At 47.6% G+C, this 16,508-nt stretch carries 17 protein-coding genes and 1 pseudogene; 7 read left to right on the top strand and 11 right to left on the bottom strand.

Annotated features, from left to right (window positions below; genetic code table 11):
* From KTG12_RS01205 to KTG12_RS01220, 4 genes are all read right to left on the bottom strand, one after another.
* A partial coding sequence (locus KTG12_RS01205) for a DNA topoisomerase (RefSeq protein ID WP_254189037.1) occupies window positions 1–916 on the bottom strand: 916 nt, incomplete at its 3' end.
* A gap of 55 nt (window positions 917–971) precedes the next feature.
* Window positions 972–2,573, bottom strand: coding sequence for a DUF3945 domain-containing protein (locus KTG12_RS01210; RefSeq protein ID WP_005809263.1), 1,602 nt, complete (start codon window positions 2,571–2,573; stop codon window positions 972–974).
* Between the two features lie 20 nt (window positions 2,574–2,593).
* Complete coding sequence (locus KTG12_RS01215) at window positions 2,594–2,944, bottom strand: helix-turn-helix domain-containing protein (RefSeq protein ID WP_032538123.1); 351 nt, start codon at window positions 2,942–2,944, stop codon at window positions 2,594–2,596.
* A gap of 3 nt (window positions 2,945–2,947) precedes the next feature.
* On the bottom strand, window positions 2,948–3,307 hold the full coding sequence (locus KTG12_RS01220; protein ID WP_032538124.1) for a helix-turn-helix domain-containing protein: 360 nt from the start codon (window positions 3,305–3,307) through the stop codon (window positions 2,948–2,950).
* A 207-nt stretch (window positions 3,308–3,514) separates the two neighbouring features.
* Between KTG12_RS01220 and KTG12_RS01225 the strand changes: the two genes are divergently transcribed.
* The 3 genes from KTG12_RS01225 to KTG12_RS01235 are packed head-to-tail and all read left to right on the top strand — an operon-like array spanning window position 3,515 to window position 5,213.
* The gene (locus KTG12_RS01225; protein ID WP_023056835.1) at window positions 3,515–3,808 is read left to right on the top strand and encodes a helix-turn-helix domain-containing protein; all 294 of its coding nucleotides are present in this window, start codon (window positions 3,515–3,517) and stop codon (window positions 3,806–3,808) included.
* A 30-nt stretch (window positions 3,809–3,838) separates the two neighbouring features.
* Window positions 3,839–4,144, top strand: a complete 306-nt coding sequence (locus KTG12_RS01230) for a helix-turn-helix domain-containing protein (RefSeq protein ID WP_032538125.1) — start codon at window positions 3,839–3,841, stop codon at window positions 4,142–4,144.
* 55 nt (window positions 4,145–4,199) lie between these two features.
* Entirely contained in the window at window positions 4,200–5,213 is a 1,014-nt protein-coding gene (locus KTG12_RS01235; protein WP_005809274.1) for a DUF2971 domain-containing protein, read from the top strand.
* 107 nt (window positions 5,214–5,320) lie between these two features.
* On the opposite strand, the gene KTG12_RS01240 is transcribed toward KTG12_RS01235, so the two are convergent.
* Together KTG12_RS01240 and KTG12_RS01245 are read right to left on the bottom strand one after the other, a co-directional pair.
* A complete protein-coding gene (locus tag KTG12_RS01240; protein WP_005809276.1) occupies window positions 5,321–5,683 on the bottom strand; it encodes a hypothetical protein in 363 nt (120 codons plus the stop codon).
* A 12-nt stretch (window positions 5,684–5,695) separates the two neighbouring features.
* Window positions 5,696–6,931 carry a site-specific integrase gene (locus KTG12_RS01245; protein ID WP_032542969.1) on the bottom strand — a complete coding sequence of 412 codons (1,236 nt, stop codon included), beginning with the start codon at window positions 6,929–6,931 and terminating at the stop codon, window positions 5,696–5,698.
* Between the two features lie 854 nt (window positions 6,932–7,785).
* Here KTG12_RS01245 and KTG12_RS01250 point away from each other — a divergent pair.
* From KTG12_RS01250 to KTG12_RS01260, 3 genes are read left to right on the top strand one after another with little or no spacing between them, the layout of a single operon-like run.
* Window positions 7,786–8,478: a hemerythrin domain-containing protein gene (locus KTG12_RS01250; protein ID WP_005649463.1), complete on the top strand. Its 693-nt coding sequence runs from the start codon at window positions 7,786–7,788 to the stop codon at window positions 8,476–8,478.
* Between the two features lie 5 nt (window positions 8,479–8,483).
* Complete coding sequence (locus KTG12_RS01255) at window positions 8,484–9,086, top strand: response regulator transcription factor (protein WP_122205476.1); 603 nt, start codon at window positions 8,484–8,486, stop codon at window positions 9,084–9,086.
* 3 nt (window positions 9,087–9,089) lie between these two features.
* A complete protein-coding gene (locus KTG12_RS01260) occupies window positions 9,090–11,957 on the top strand; it encodes a beta-glucosidase (RefSeq protein WP_022322641.1) in 2,868 nt (955 codons plus the stop codon).
* Between the two features lie 66 nt (window positions 11,958–12,023).
* Here the strand turns inward: KTG12_RS01260 and KTG12_RS01265 are convergent, their stop codons facing one another.
* The 5 genes and pseudogenes from KTG12_RS01265 to KTG12_RS01280 all read right to left on the bottom strand — a co-directional run bounded on the left by KTG12_RS01265 (window position 12,024) and on the right by KTG12_RS01280 (window position 16,349).
* Complete coding sequence (locus KTG12_RS01265; RefSeq protein ID WP_005634140.1) at window positions 12,024–12,662, bottom strand: carbohydrate-binding family 9-like protein; 639 nt, start codon at window positions 12,660–12,662, stop codon at window positions 12,024–12,026.
* Between the two features lie 2 nt (window positions 12,663–12,664).
* The gene (locus KTG12_RS01270; RefSeq protein WP_005634142.1) at window positions 12,665–13,324 is read right to left on the bottom strand and encodes a LysE family translocator; all 660 of its coding nucleotides are present in this window, start codon (window positions 13,322–13,324) and stop codon (window positions 12,665–12,667) included.
* Between the two features lie 147 nt (window positions 13,325–13,471).
* Window positions 13,472–15,013: an arylsulfatase gene (locus KTG12_RS01275; protein WP_005634146.1), complete on the bottom strand. Its 1,542-nt coding sequence runs from the start codon at window positions 15,011–15,013 to the stop codon at window positions 13,472–13,474.
* A 931-nt stretch (window positions 15,014–15,944) separates the two neighbouring features.
* Window positions 15,945–16,116 (bottom strand): annotated as a pseudogene (locus KTG12_RS21605) (N-acetylgalactosamine-6-sulfatase); the annotation flags it as partial.
* Window positions 16,056–16,349: a hypothetical protein gene (locus KTG12_RS01280; RefSeq protein WP_371745250.1), complete on the bottom strand. Its 294-nt coding sequence runs from the start codon at window positions 16,347–16,349 to the stop codon at window positions 16,056–16,058. The gene KTG12_RS01280 and the pseudogene KTG12_RS21605, both read right to left, overlap by 61 nt.
* On the opposite strand from KTG12_RS01280, the gene KTG12_RS22190 reads away from it, so the two are divergent.
* Window positions 16,256–16,462: a hypothetical protein gene (locus KTG12_RS22190; protein ID WP_371745251.1), complete on the top strand. Its 207-nt coding sequence runs from the start codon at window positions 16,256–16,258 to the stop codon at window positions 16,460–16,462. The two genes, KTG12_RS01280 and KTG12_RS22190, sit on opposite strands and share 94 nt — an antisense overlap.
* Window positions 16,463–16,508 lie beyond the last annotated feature (46 nt).

Here is a 16,508-nt window from a genome sequence, read left to right on the forward strand (position 1 = left end):
TCTGCGCGATTTCAAGCGTCTGTTCCGCCGTGAAGCCGTGCTTGGCGTTGGCTTCCTTCTGGAGCGTGGTCAGGTCATACAGGAGCGGAGTTTCCTCTATCTTCTCTTTACGTTCGGCTTTTGTGACAGTGGCAAAGCCGGCTTCCTTTACCTTATTATATAGTGCTGTGGCAGGTTCTTTCTCTTTCCATTTCTTGGAAGATGAGAGTTTCACCACTTCGCCGTCGCCTGTGTCTGCGGCGATATGGAGCTGCCAGAAAGGTTCCACCGTGAAACGGCGGTTTTCCCAATAGCGAGCGCACACCATCGCCAGCGTGGGTGTCTGCACCCGTCCGACGGAATATGTGCCGTGTCCGGCTGCGATGGAGAGTGCCTGCGTGCCGTTGATGCCCACAAGCCAGTCGGATTCGCTCCGTGCTTTGGCGGCAAGGTAGAGGTTGTCGTATTTGTCGCCCGCTTCGAGGTTACGCAACCCCTCGCGGATAGCCTTATCGGTGAGCGAACTTATCCAGAGGCGCACGAAAGGCGTGGTACATCCGATATAATGGTAGAGGTATCTGAAGATAAGCTCACCTTCGCGTCCTGCATCGGTCGCCACAATGATCTGCTCGCTTTCCTTGAAAAGACGGGCGATGATTTTTATCTGCGACACCACGCCGCTGTCGGGTTTGTAGCCCTTCTCTGTCTTTTCCTGACGGGGAATGAGCGTGAAGGTTTCGGGAATGACGGGCAGGTTGTCACGGACGAAGCCGCGTATGCCGTAGCCGTCGGGCATGGCAAGCTGGACGAGGTGTCCGAACGCCCATGTCACGGCATAGCCGCCTCCCTCGAAATATCCTTCCTCTCTCTTTGTCGCGCCTACGATGCGGGCGATTTCACGTGCCACGGATGGCTTTTCTGCAATGATTGTCTTCATGCTGTTTTACTTTTTAATGGATTATTACTTTGGATTTAGTGGCGGACACGGGATGTTACATCTTCATGCCCTTGTTGTTTTTCTTCTGAGGCTTTTCCTGCTGCTTTTGCTGTTTGTCGTCTTTCGGAGCGGTCTGCCCTTTCAGCAACGGCTCTTTCAGGTTCTTGGTCGCCTCGTTGGTCTTTCCTTCGCTGTTCACCGCCACCTGTGTGCGGCTCTCGTTGGACGGGGCGACCTTCTGCGCGTTGTCGGGGTTGGTGTCGTAGCGGTACGGACGTCCCTTCTCCGGGTTGAACTTGATGTACATCGTGGCGTGGAAGCCTTGCTTGTCGGTCACGTTCTCCAGTTTGATGGCTTTGCCTGCCGCGTAATCGGCTTTCTGCTGGTCGGTGAAGTTCACACCGCTCCATTTGCTGATGGGGCGGATGCTGCCGTCGGCGTTCGTCCACGTGTTGCGGCGTTGCTCTTTCTGTGGGGCTGCGGAGTTTTCCATGCCCTGAGCCTGTCCCTGCGTGGGATTGTTCTTGGCTTCCTGCGTCTGGGCGGTACGGGGCGACCTGCCGGTTCCCGGTACGAACTCCACGCCTCGCTGCTCTACATTCACTTGGAGGGTGGTGACGAACTTCCTGCCGTCGTTACGCTCGATGAGCTTGTCGCGCACGGGCAGCCCGGCACGCAACATATCCTGTTCCTGTTTGGTGATTTCCGTCTTTCCGATGCGCTCCGGTATGCGTACCTTGTTTGCTGGTATGTCTGTGATTTCATTCGTCTTGCGGTCTATGCTGATGAACGAGGGGATGATTTCACCCGTTTCCCTGTCCACGATGTCCACGACCCTGCCGAGGTTGCCCGTTTCGCGCAGGTTCTTACGGTCTTCGTCGGAGAACTTGTGTTCCTTGTACTCGTCGAGTTTCTGCTCCTTGCGGATGAAATGCGGCACGAGGCTGACATTGCCTTCACCGTCTTTCTTGAAGGAAAGGCGGGCATCCAGCTCGAAAGCCTCGCCGCCGAACTTGGGCGACACTTTCACCAAATCGGACTTGCCGTAGTTGAGCATCTTCTGAAGGTCGCCGGACTTTTCAAGGTCGTCACGTTTCACGCCCCATTTCTCTTCCAGCTCCTGCCAGTTGATTTTGCTCTCGTCAATGGGCTGGTAGCCCCGTCTGCCTTGCGTCTGTTGTTGCGGGCCTTCCTGATTCTGTTCCTGCTTCTTTTCCATTTCTTCCTGTTTTGGGGTTTCTTTGGGCTGCTCTTCCTGCTTTTGTTCCGTCTGCTCCGTCTTTCCGGCGGTCTGTTCTTCCTTCACCTGCTTTTCGTAGCCGGAAGTGTCCACCTTGTGGGGCGCAAGCAGTTCCTTGTTGGCTTCGGGGTCTTTCAGCAGGTCTTTCATCACCTCCATCAGTTTGTCGGCTTGGTCTGCCGCGACACGGTAGAAACCGAAGCGGCTGGGTTCCTTGCACTGCCGGAAGAAGTTTTTGAAGAAGTTGTCCAGCACGTCGCCGTGGCGGTCGAATTGCAGGAAACTCTGCGCGTTCTCCGCTTTCGCGGGGGTGCGCTTGGGGGAACCGTCGGCATCCAGCCCGGCTACCACGCTGATCTCGCCCGTCTTCTCATCACGGACTATCAGCACGTCCTTTTCGCTTTTTTTCTTTGCCATTTGAAAAATGTTTTAATGGGTTATTTTTGAAAGAAATTATGGATACGAGCCTTGTAGAAGGCTATATCTTCCTTTTTGAAGTCCTTTACGTGTCCGGAAAGGAACGTCAGCACGTCCTCTTCGCTGTAATAGGTCTTTTTGCCGAGCGTCTTGTACGGCAACGCGCCGATGCTGCGGTAGCGTTGCAGGGTACGCTTGCTTATCTGGAGCAGCATACAGAGGTCTTGGTTGTCGAACATCCTGATACGCTCCATCGGGTTCGGGGCTTTGCCGGACGGCTGCAAGGACAGCAGCAGTTCGTCCTGACGGTCGAGCCGTTCCATCAGCTTCCGCATCCAGCTCTCAAAATTGTTTCGGGTAAGCAGTTCCATATGTCACGTCCTCCTTCTTTTGGGTTTGCCGCCGCCCGTGCGTAGCGTATGGTTGCGTTTCAGTTCCGTCGGTGTCGCCGCGTCTTCCATGACGGTGCAGTCCGCAAGCAGGCGGTCGATTTCAGACTGTCGGTAGCGGCATTTGCCGCGCAGCACTACATAGCCGATGCGATGCTCGTTACGCATACGCTGGAGGGTGCGGGTACTCACATTCAACAGGTGCGCCGCCTCACGGGTGGTGAGCAACCTGTCTGCGGATTTTTCCTTTCTTTCGCCGGAAACGGCACGCACGTGTGCCGCTATCTCGGCTATCTGTTCCGTCAATGCGGTGAAAGCGGAACTTTCCATCGTTATTACTTTCATATTCAGTCCTTTCTTTTGGTTTCTGCGGCAAAATTCGGCAATAAACAAAAGGGGCTTTAACAGCTCACTACGTGTCTCACGTAAGATTTTTATTGGAAATGGCTCCATTACCCGGACAGACGGCGCAACATACAGCCTTTCAGCGGGAAACGATATGCGTTCATGAGGATGGCGTTACCTTTGCGGCAAACCTGAAATGTTTTGAATATGGAAATTGTATCTATCGAGAAAAAGACCTTCGAGATGATGGTGGCGTCCTTCAACGCCCTCTCGGAGAAGGTTGCCGCCCTGAGGCGCAAGAGCGACGGCGGGCGGTTGGAAAGATGGCTCACGGGCGAGGAAGTCTGCGGGCAGTTGAGAATCAGCCCGCGCACGTTGCAGACGTTGCGCGACAAGCGGCTTATCGGCTACTCGCAGATAAACCGCAGGTTCTATTACAAGCCGGAAGAAGTTAGGAGGCTGATTCCGCTTATCGGTACGCTCTATCCCGGCGGCAGGTAATCTTATTATTCACCCACTGAATCCAAAGTTATGATGAACGAGAACAACGATGTTTTTACACTGGAGGACGAGCCGCTTGCCACCGTGGTGCAGAATATGCGCAAAGGCTCTAAATGGCTCTCTGCATTTTTGGAAAACTACCGTCCACCGCTGGACGGGGAACGTTACCTGACGGACAGGGAGGTGGCGGAGTTGCTCCGTGTGAGCCGCCGTACCTTGCAGGAATACCGTAACAACAGAGTGTTGCCCTTTATCCTTTTAGGCGGGAAGGTGCTTTACCCCGAATCGGGATTGCGTGAACTGCTGGAGGCGAATTACCGCAAACCGATGGAGTAATGTCCTGACATTCCGGAATAAAATGCGTACCTTTGTGGTTAAAACGAATACCATTATGCTTCGGAGTGAATTTGCAAAATTGTTAGAATCCACAATAATTCCTGAAGGAATTGAGCAAGAGGACATAAAATCCCGAATCTATCCTATAAGTGCAGCATTGATGTCAATGTTGCCACAAAAACTGTATAGATATAGGAGTTGTTCAACATTAAACCTTGATGCTTTTGACAAGGATCTGGTTTATGCTGTTACTGCTGATAAGTTTAATGACCCCTATGACACTCTTGTTTATTATAGTTTGGATAATATTCAAGAGCAAATGAGAGCTTGTTGTACAGAAGAATTTCTTGAACAATTCAAACAGATACTTGAAACTAAAGATTTCGAATTTCCTCCAAGTGTAATCCAATTTTTCGGAAGAAACAATTTGACAGGTTTAAAAAAACAGGTAATATCGTGTAACGGCATAAATCCATTGACATTAGCTCTTTTTAGTGTTGTAATGGAAAACATATTGAAAGAAATCCTATTAAAAATGGGGGATACATTAAAGGTCGTATCTACAATAGCATGTTTAAGTGAAAGCATAGATTCTGTTATAATGTGGAGTCACTATGCCCAAAATCATGAAGGGTTTGCATTGGAATATGATTTAAGGTTCTTATTAGAACAAGGAGAAATGAATTGTTGTATCTTGCCTGTTATATATGATAATAACCGCTTTGATGCAAATAGTTTTATTCAATGGTATATAGCAAAGAGCTTGGGGCTGGATGTTAAAAATATAGATTCACTATCGCATTTGAAAATGGCTATTCACAAATCCACACAGTGGGAATATGAAAATGAATGGCGTATTATTCATTCAGAGAAACAACCTGCCGCACATTCTCGTGCAACAAGCCTGAAAATTGTTCCTAAAGCAATCTATTATGGAGAGAGAATTTCAAACATCCACAAGAAAACTTTGCATTATATAGCACAAGAAAAAGGAATTGCGGAATATGATATGTACATTGATTGTGGCTCGTTAAAGTATGAGATGTTATATAAGCCATCTCAATTTTGATACCTCATATTCTTTAGCACATAATTTGTATATTCAAAATTGACTATTTTAAAGTTAAAACGGACAGCTTGATGGTTGTCCGTTTTTAATTGATTTTCATCGTCTTTTCAGCAGTAACCGCCTTTTCCGCTATGTACGAATAACATGTAGGCGGTATGCTTGTCTTTTGCAAGTGCCTTGTCCATCAGCCAGCGGCGGAAAAGATGGGCATGGTATGTGCTCAGCCGAAAGGTGACGGGGATGATTATCTCAAGCGAGTAAACATCCGCATACAGACCGTTTTCAAGTTGGATGTAGCGGCATGCCTCGTAGTCGTTCAGCACGTCCGTTTTGAGGATGGCTTTGATGGCGGCGTTCACTGCCGGGACACCCGTGTGGAACAGTCTGGCGATTTCTCCGGCGGTCATCCATACATCGTTACCGGTTACGCTGACCGCCTTGTCCTCAATGATGATTATGTCACGTTTCATGGCTTCTCTGTTTTAGATGGTACGACCTGCAAATTCTTCGATTTGGTTCAATCTCGCGGCAAGGTTCTCCATGTCTTGATTGAGCTTCTCTTTGGTTATTTTCGCGTATATCTGCGTTGTCTTTATGCTTTTGTGTCCCAGCATGGAACTGACCGTTTCGATGGGTACGCCGTTGGAGAGGAACACCGTCGTGGCGGCCGTGTGGCGGCTTTGATGCCATGTAATATGCTTGGTGATACCGCAACGCTTGGCGACGGCACGGATTCCGGCAAGGCACGTGTTATAGTGGGGTACGGGGAATATCCTGCCGTCCCCACACAGCCCACGGTATTTGTCGATGATGCGCTTCGCTATGTCGAGCATACGGATGTTGGACACCACACCCGTCTTCTGGCGGTTGATGTTTATCCACTCGTGTTCGTCAAAGTAGGTGCGGATATTCTCTTCCGTCAGGTTGCGCATATCGGCGAACGACAAGCCCGTGAAGGCGCAGAACAGGTATAAATCACGATACAGTTCTTGCTTCGCATTCTTCAGCTTACCTTCCATCAGCAGGCGGATTTCATCTTTCGTCAGAAAGCTGCGGGTCGTTTCCTCCTTCTTGATTTCATACTCGCGGAACGGGTCGCGCGTGAGCCACTCATTGTTGATGGCGATGAACACCATCGTCCGAAGCGGGCAGACATACAGCCACACGGTGTTGGTGCAGCAGTGTTTGTCCGTGCGCAGGAACATTTCAAAATCGGAAATGAAAGCGGGGGTAAGCTCTTTCAGGGCGATGTCCTTCACGTGGTAGCGGATGGTGAGGAACTCTTGCAGGTGCTTGTAAACGATCTTGTATTTGTCAAACGTGCCTTTGGCTTTCATGCCTGCCTCCACCTGCTTGGCATAGTCCTCGTTGTGTTGCCGGAACACCTGCAATAGCGTGTGGTAGCGGTGTTCCAGTCCAAGAAAGGCGTTTTTCACCTTTTCCGCAGTGACGAAGTTGTCACGCTCCATGATTTCCTGATAGTGCTTGTTGATGCGTACGCGCATCTTGTCGAGCATACGGTTCGTTTCGAGTGCAGCCGTGCTTCTGCCCGTGACACGTCCTCCTTTGGTGTCCCACAGCTTAGGATCGACGGTCAGTTTGCAGCTGAACTGTGTTTGGCTGCCGTCCACCGTGATACGTCCCATGACGGGTACTGTCCCGTCCTTTTTCACTACCTGACGTTTGAGGTAGTAGATAACTGAAAATGTACTCTTCATCGTCCTTAATTTTTTTAGGTTCAAAATTAGTCGGTGAAGAATCCTTCGTCGGTACGCAAAACACGGAGGAACGACGCAATCTTTTTCCGTAACTGGATTTGTCGCGTGAGTTGTTAGTAACTCACTATATCACAACGCCTTGTTTTGCCATTCGTGCCAATTTCGTCACCTATATGGTGTGGTTACGAACAAGTAACGTTGCGACGTCTTGACTTGGCTTCGGCAAGGATTGTGGTGGCGTTGGAGATAATCGGCTGCTTAAATGAAACCTCTGTAAATCAATTCTATTACTTCATTCTTCTGTATTCCACTTTTTTGTAGTATCTTTGTAGTTAAAAAATGACGAAAAAAAACGTACGTTTTCATTAGTCATTTCTAAATATCCTCTTATTTTTCTATATATCAACATCTTAAATACGATCACACACCCGATTTCACTCTTAAAATTCTTCACTTACGCGTACATTATATAAATTAGTATATCTTTATTAATCAACCCATTACAAAAACTGTCAAAATGCAAAAAGCACCTTTTTTGCGAATTACTACCCAAAACAGCCCTTTTCAGTCCCTAAGCAAGACGGATATTTTCCTAAAATCCACTAATCATTCGTTTCCTGCCGCAAAACAAATGTGTCTGCGGTCGAAACTTTTATTTCAATCGTTGGAACTAAAGTTTCTACATGGTGGAATCAAGGTCCCAAAACGAGTAACTATATGAAACTTTAGTTTCTAACTTTTTTAGCTGAAACTATCCGACTTACCGAATTTACTAATTCTGTAAGCGCAGTCTGCAGAATCTATTTTTTATGTATCTTTGGCTATTCAAACACCAAGACAAGAGAGAAAAGCCTATGTATAAGAATGGTAAATATCGGGAAACCGATAAAATGAGTGATCTGATCTGTGAGAATTATCCGATGGTGCTCGTCATGAGCCGCTTCGGTATTGCACTCGGATTCGGAGAAAAGAATATCGGAGAGGTATGCCGCCAAAACGGTGTCGATCCCTGCACGTTCCTGACCGTCGTAAACTTTCTGACGGAAGAGATATCCGCGCCGATGACAAACATTGACAAATGTCTGTCGATCGAGGCTTTGATCACTTATCTGCATAATGCACACGCCTATTTCCTGGACTTCCGGCTGCCCCATATCCGCCGTAAACTGACCGATGCTATTGCAGACTGCCCGAAAGATGTGGCGTTCGTTATCACTAAATTTTTCGACGAATATGCAGCAGAAGTCCACAAACACATGTCGTATGAAGAAAAGACAGTATTTCCATACGTCCGGGGATTATTAAAAGGGATAAAAGACCCGAAATACAACATAACGATCTTCCGAAAACATCATGATCAGATCGAAATGAAGATTATCGAACTGAAAAATATCTTGATCAAGTATTATCCGGGACCCGGAAGCAACCTGCTGAACAGCGTCTTGTTTGACATCTTCGCGACCGAACAAGATCTGGCCTCCCATAACCACGTAGAAGACTATCTTTTCGTCCCGGCGATCCTGACTCTTGAAAAAACAATACAGTGATGCCTATGAGCGCCTTATTAAACATAGCGATTGCCGAACCGTCTGCCATCATCCGCAGTGGGCTCGAAGCGGTATTAAAGCGAATTCCCGGATTCCGCATCCAGATCATCGAAATTGCCACTGCGGAGCTTTTGCAAGAGACACTTCGCTCACACAAACCAGACATACTGATTATTAACCCGTCACTTCCCGGTTACTACACCATTCAGCTTCTCAAGGAAGAAACCGGCTGTACGGAAATGAAATGCATAGCCCTGCTGTATGCTGTCGCTGATCATGCCCTGCTGCGACCTTACGACGACCAGATCAACATCTATGACAGCCCGGACGAGATCCGCCACAAGCTGGAACGCCTCCATACGTCACCGGAAGAGGAAACCGAAAACGAAGAACAGCAGACGCTCAGCGCACGCGAAAAAGAAATCGTGGTCTGTGTCGTCAAAGGGATGACAAACCGCGAAATAGCCGACCGCCTGTTCCTTTCCACACACACCGTTGTTACACACCGACGCAACATCGCCCGGAAATTGCAGGTACACAGTGCCAGTGGTCTGACCGTATACGCCATTGTTAACAAATTAGTTGAACTAAACGATATCAAATTATAATCCATGAAGAAAAACAAACTCGCCGTCCTTACGTCATGCCTTGTCCTGTCAGGGACATTCTGTACGCAGGCACAAAACAAAACGCCACAGGAAATCCGGATACCGGATACTTACAAATTAACGAACAAGTCTATCTACCGGAATGGCTGGATAGATTTCAACAAAAATGGGAAAAAGGATGTATATGAAGATCCTACGGTCCCGATCGATGCACGTGTCGAAGACCTCCTTTCGCAGATGAATGTTGAAGAAAAAACCTGCCAGATGGTTACGCTCTACGGTTACAAGCGGGTGCTGAAAGACGACCTGCCGACATCGGACTGGAAAAAACAACTCTGGAAAGACGGCATAGGAGCCATCGATGAACATCTGAACGGTTTCCAACAATGGGGACTTCCTCCTTCCGACAACCCGTATGTCTGGCCGGCTTCCCGTCATGCCTGGGCTTTGAATGAAGTACAACGGTTCTTTATCGAAGAGACACGCCTCGGCATCCCGACCGACTTCACGAACGAAGGCATACGTGGGGTAGAAAGCTATATCGCCACCAACTTCCCGACACAGTTGGGATTGGGACACACCTGGAACCGGAACCTGGTTCATAAGGTCGGCTATATCACCGGGCGCGAAGGACGGTTGTTGGGATATACCAATGTCTATGCTCCGATCCTCGATGTCGGGCGCGATCAACGTTGGGGACGCTATGAAGAGGTATACGGCGAAAGCCCATATCTAGTAGCCGAGTTAGGTATCGAAATGGCAAAAGGAATGCAGACCGACCATCAGGTTGCCGCCACTTCCAAACACTATATCGCTTACAGTAACAACAAAGGCGGACGCGAAGGGATGGCACGCGTAGATCCGCAAATGTCACCACGCGAGGTCGAGATGATCCATGTCTATCCCTGGAAACGGGTGATCAAGGAAGCCGGGATCCTCGGAGTCATGAGTTCATACAACGATTACGACGGATTCCCCATTCAGAGCAGCTATTATTGGCTGACGACACGTCTGCGTGGCGAATTCGGTTTCCGCGGATATGTGGTATCGGACAGCGACGCCGTCGAATATCTTTTCTCTAAACACGGAACTGCCGCCGATATGAAAGAATCCGTGCTACAAAGCGTATTGGCGGGATTGAACATACGTTGTACATTCCGCTCACCGGATTCATACGTCCTGCCACTTCGCGAACTGATCGCGGAAGGAGCAATTCCAATGTCCACCATTGATGACCGAGTGCGTGACATTTTGCGCGTCAAATTCCTCGTTGGATTGTTCGACCATCCGTATCAGATCGATTTGAAAGAGACCGACAAAGAGGTAAACTGCGCCGAAAACCAACTGGTAGCCTTGCAGGCTTCAAAAGAATCGCTCGTTCTGTTGAAGAACCAGGATGCCGTCCTTCCTTTAGATGTAAACAAAATTTCCAAAATCGCCGTATGCGGTCCGAATGCAGATGAAGAGGCATACGCTTTGACACACTACGGCCCGCTTGCCGTAGAAGTGACAACCGTGTTGGAAGGCATTCGGAATAAGGTAAAACCAGGAACGGACGTGCTCTTTACGAAAGGTTGTGATCTGGTAGATGCCAATTGGCCGGAATCGGAACTGATCCGTTATCCGTTGACAGCCGAAGAACAGAGCGAGATCGACAAAGCAGTGGAAAACGCGAAGAAGAGCGATGTGACTGTAGTCGTGCTGGGCGGAAGTAACCGCACCTGCGGAGAAAACAAATCGCGCTCCAGCCTCGATTTGCCAGGCCGCCAACTCGATTTGCTGCAAGCCGTCGTAGCCACTGGAAAACCGGTCGTATTGGTGCTGATCAACGGACGTCCGTTGTCTATTAACTGGGCGGACAAATATGTTCCGGCTATCCTCGAAGCCTGGTATCCGGGTTCGCAAGGCGGTACGGCCATTGCAGACGCTCTGTTCGGCGACTATAACCCAGGTGGAAAGCTGACCGTCACCTTCCCGAAGACAGTCGGACAGATTCCGTTCAACTTCCCGACCAAACCGAATGCACAGGTCGACGGCGGACGCAACAAAGGGTTGGACGGCAACATGTCCCGCGTGAACGGTCCGTTGTACCCGTTCGGCTACGGATTGAGTTATACGACTTTCGAATACTCAGACATTTCGATCCAGCCAGCTATCGTGACACAGGTTCAACCGGTCACCGTCCGTTGCAAGGTGACGAATACAGGTAAACGTGCCGGAGATGAGGTAGTACAGTTATATGTACGCGATATCCTCAGCAGTGTTACGACCTACGAGAAGAACCTCGTCGGCTTCGACCGTATCCATCTGAATCCGGGAGAAACGAAAGAGCTTACCTTCACTATCGAACCGCGCGACTTGCAGCTGCTGAATAGCGATAACCATTGGGTGGTAGAACCGGGAGACTTCAAGGTTATGATCGGAGCCTCATCCGAAGACATCCGCCTGAACGACCGTTTTACGGTAGTGGAATATGGTAAAGAGCAGGCAAACATATCGGCAGCTTCCCGACAGCAGAAATCAGTTATTGCTAGCTCTACTCAGGAGTCTGCTCCGTCAGTATTAGACGGCAACCCATCTACGGCTTGGAAAGCCAACAAGGGTGAATACATAACTTTTGCACTCGAAAACAACGCCTCTCCTAACAACATCGCGATTGCCTGGAAAGAAAAAAGCAAAGATGCCAAATTTGAAATCCAACTCTCCGGTGGCGGAGGCCAGTTCCTGACCGTATATGAAGGGACGGTAGAAGCTACGAACGAGCTGACGAATTACCGGTTCAAAGGCACGACCGCCAGTGATATCCGTATCGTAATAACCTCCGGCAATGCAAGTATCTCGGAAGTAAAAATCAAGGAGTTGAAAAATTAAAAATTAAGAATTAAGAAATGGTGTCTTATGCATTCATTTCTTAATTCTTAATTTTTAATTCTTAATTTATAAATAGATTTCCCCAAAGAACTCCGGACAATGGAAGTTCGGAGAAGGAAGATCAATCGGACTCCAACTTACGAAATGCGGAAATTCCGTATCGTCCGCACATTTATAGAAGTTGCCCATTATCTTTTCCGGTAGGTTGTCAGGATCGAGGCCCATCAACCGGAAAGGAATGGCAACCACCAACTCCCAGCTATAAACCCCCAGTTTCTCTGTAAAAGCGACATGAGGAAGACTTGAAAAACGACGTATCGAAGCATACTCTTCGGGGGTCAGAGATTTCTTCGAATCACGCGATTCCCGATAGGAAGCATCACATGTTCCAATACAATTAAACTCGAAATTGTAGTAATTGGGATCATTCACCCGCTTCATAAAAAACTCCACGCAACTATCTTGATAGACAGGTGAACCATCCGTTTCATAAAGAGCTTTCAATGAATTGCCTTTTACAAAGTAACGAATATACAGATTCACTTTCGATCTTGCGATATCGAAAGCCACGATAGGCTTATAGGAATATTCCTCCCAGTTAATCACATCGATCGACTCTCGCTGGGCCTTTTCCATCAAAAAGCCTACGGACGACAGATCCAGTACGTCCAGCGTTTCCAAATAAGGGACTTTCAGTTTCTTCATTATCAATTATAGATTTGGAGTAATGGTAAATGTAAATAAGAAGTCAGCAATACGGATAAGACTCCGATTATAGCCAAAACAATAATGACCGATCCTACAATCCTATTCAATAACCATATACCTCGCACGTTAAACCATTTTTTCAATTTAGCAACTATATAAGTGATTCCGAACCACCAGAGAACAGCCCCCACCCCAATAAAAGCAATGCCACCCGACAGCATCCAAACAGAATGTTCCGGCAAGACAAAACCAAAGCGGGCAAACAAACCAATATATAGCAATACGATTAATACGTTGCTAAAGGTAAGAAGAAAAGCTGTAATAAAATCCTGAGTGAAAGATAACTTTTTCTCCCGTTGTTTTCTAAGATTCCGGACAGGATTGGATTGGAAAATATAATAGCCGAAAATACCCAATACGATACTGCCGATCAATTGCAAAGGAGCCTGATTCGCCTCCACAAAGTTCACCACAACTCCCATCCCCAAGCAAGTCAGTGCAGCGTAGATCACGTCTGACAGAGCAGCCCCTAATCCGGTAACAAACCCATGCCAACGTCCTTTGTTCAGCGTTCGTTGTATACATAGCATGCCGATCGGACCCATCGGGGCGGAAACCAGTACGCCAATAACAATTCCTTTACTTATCAATCCCAGCATTATCCTTCTATTTTCTGCCTAATGATTTGCAAAGATAACGCAAACCGGGAGCAGAATAAAATGAACTCGTCCATTTTTAACCAAAAAACACCTGCAGGAATGTTTTTTAGATTACCTACAGGCGTTTTCACACTTTATGTAAAAAGGCTATTTAGCTTTTTCCTTTTCCAATATAGCTTTCAACTTTGCAACGATTTCGGGATGTTCGGCCGCCAGATTCTTCTTTTCTCCGATGTCCTGCTTCAAGTTGTAAAGCTGTTCTTCCTTGCTGTTGCCCAACTCGATATTCGTCAGTTTAGCATAAGCAGCACCATTACTCGGAGCTATGTACTTCCATTCGCCGTCGGAGACAGAAAGAGAACCGGCGACTTCGACCACATAGTCGCGCCCTTTCAAGTCCTTCCCCAAGAATGCGTCCAGATGATCCCGGCTGTCAGGACCGGCCCCTTCTTCGAGCGGCTTGCCCATCAGGCTTGCCATGGAGGCATACAGGTCGATCTGTGATACCAATGCGTCGGAGACACCCGGTTTTACCTGAGCCGGCCAGCTCACAATCATCGGAACACGCGTACCGGCTTCGAAGATACTGTATTTACCACCACGGAACGGCCCCCAGGGTCTATGTTCGCCCAACAATTCCACAGCCCGGTCTGCATAACCATCATCCACAACAGGACCGTTGTCGCTACTCAACACGATCAAGGTGTTTTCGGCAATACCGGCTTTTTCGAGTGCGCCCATTATTTCGCCTACAGTCCAGTCGAATTGCAACAAAGCGTCGCCACGAGGGCCCATGCCGCTCTTGCCGACAAAACGGGGATGCGGCCAACGGGGAACGTGCGCGTCGTTGGTTCCGACATACAGGAAAAACGGTTCATCTTTGTGGTTTTCAATAAATCGGACAGCTTTGCAAGTGATGCTGTCTGCAATGTTTTCATCTTCCCACAAGGCCTGCTTGCCCCCTTTCATGTAGCCGATACGCGAAATGCCGTTCACGATCGCCATATCATGCCCATGGTTCGGACTCGGTTTCAATTTGGTAAGCAATTCCGGATGGTCTTTTCCCAACGGTTCGCCAGGGAACGGTTTTTCATAGCTCACTTCAATCGGATCATTCGGATCAAGATTGACGATCCGCTGATTCTCAACCCACACACAAGGCACACGGTCGCCTGTGGCAGCCATTATATAGGAATAGTCGAACCCTATATCTGAAGGTCCCGGCGTGATAAAGCCATTCCAATCCTGTCCTCCCGTCCTGTCAGACAATCCCAAATGCCATTTACCTATAGCACCTGTTGTATAACCACACTCACGAAACATATCGGCAACAGTCGGCTGTTCGGGACGAATGACCATTCCGGCATTTCCAGCCGCAATCCCCGTGTCATTCCGCCTCCAAGCATAATGCCCCGTAAACAGCGAATAGCGCGACGGCGTACTGGTCGCAGCCACTGCATGCGCATCCGTAAAACGAACACCTTGGGCTGCCAGGCGTTCCACATTCGGCGTATGGATCGTTTTTGATCCGTTGCAACTCAGGTCACCATAACCGATATCATCGGCTATCAGGAAAATAACGTTCGGCTTCTTCTGCTGCTGTGTTACTTTTTCTTCCGCCTTTTGTCTGTTTCCAGAACAGGAGGCCAGCAAGGTAGCTCCTATTCCCAATACGATTGTTGATTTCATGATAATAAATTAACTGTTAAATGATAAACCCTTTCTCCATTTTGAGATTGTCAATCCGAGAATCCCGAAAACGTCCTCCACACTCCGACAATTGTTTTTTCAGCAAATCTCGCCGGGAGCTATAACCTTATTGTTGACAAATATACAATAAAACGAAGTATATCACAATTTTCCAAGATTGTAATCTGCATACGAAGTTTTCTGCTAATCCTCTATCACTCTATCACTACAAAGGTTGTAGCTATTCATATTCAAACGTCCAAAGGCAGTGATACAGGACGTTTTCCCCTATCACTCCTCTATCACTTCTAAAACAGGACGTTTTTGTCATACAATTGAAAACCAACATATTACCTTCTATTACTTTTGAAAAAGCATATAAAATAATCGAATAAACAAATGTAAAAACGAATATAACAGGTATTAAATTGGCGGAATACGGTTCTTCATTCCACAAAAGCTATCTCTTTTTTTAGCAAAGACAAGCACATCATTCCGTAAACACCCCCATGTTGCCATCCTTTACATCCGGGTGTAGAAAGCCGGTACATCCGGGTGTAAGAGGGGGCAACATGGGGGTGTCCGGCAACTAAAGTACCGTGCCGGACAATAAAAACCACCCGGTTTCACCTATTTTATAGCCGTTTTTACATAAAATAATCGAGTGATTTATAAGGATGGAAATCGGGTATTTATTGCTTTTGTTATTTGTAATACGCTACTATACAGATGTGTATAAGCGCAATTTCTGTTTTCCATCCAAATTGCCTGTGATAGGGTAGTGATACCGTAGTGATAGAGAAAACGGGCATATATCACTAACGAAACAGGTTGAATATCAATCGATAAAAAAGAAATCAGTGATACAGTGACAGAGGAACACCGTTTTGACATACTTCAATAAACAATTATTTGTAAAATGGTTTCAATATATTCCCTGCCGAGCCATACGCTCCACATTCGGTGTCCTATACCAGTCGTTCAACGCACAGCGAACCAGATTACCTCACCTTATCCGTCAAAAAAGGCAAAAAGGTATCTATTACTCCCATATCATCCACCAAGAATAACACAATATTAGGAAATTCTTGTGCCAGAAGCAACCGACTCGAAAGAAGTAACCGATCATCAAAAACTCTCCTTCCGGACCATTTTTCCAGATTTCCATTCCGTAAGGAGAAAAGTAACTTTTAGGATGTCCGATATGATTCCCAGCGATATTAATATCCATACCGTTCTGCAATGGAGTTTCTGTCACATGCCATTTTCCTATATGGCAAGTCTGGTAGCCTGCTTTTTTCAATACTTCCGGAAGAAGCCGGACACCCGGCTCCAGAGCTGTCCGGTTGGGATATCTCCAAAGCATTAAGCGAGATACGCAACCACTTGGTTCGCCTCGATATTCTTGCCATACTGATCTGTCTGATCGACAGTTCGTCCGGCCATTAGTTTTTGACATTTTGTGCAAGTCCCGCCAGTTTCCCTATCGGGCACC

It is taken from the genome of Parabacteroides sp. MSK.9.14 (genome assembly GCF_019041495.1).
GTDB lineage: Bacteria > Bacteroidota > Bacteroidia > Bacteroidales > Tannerellaceae > Parabacteroides > Parabacteroides merdae.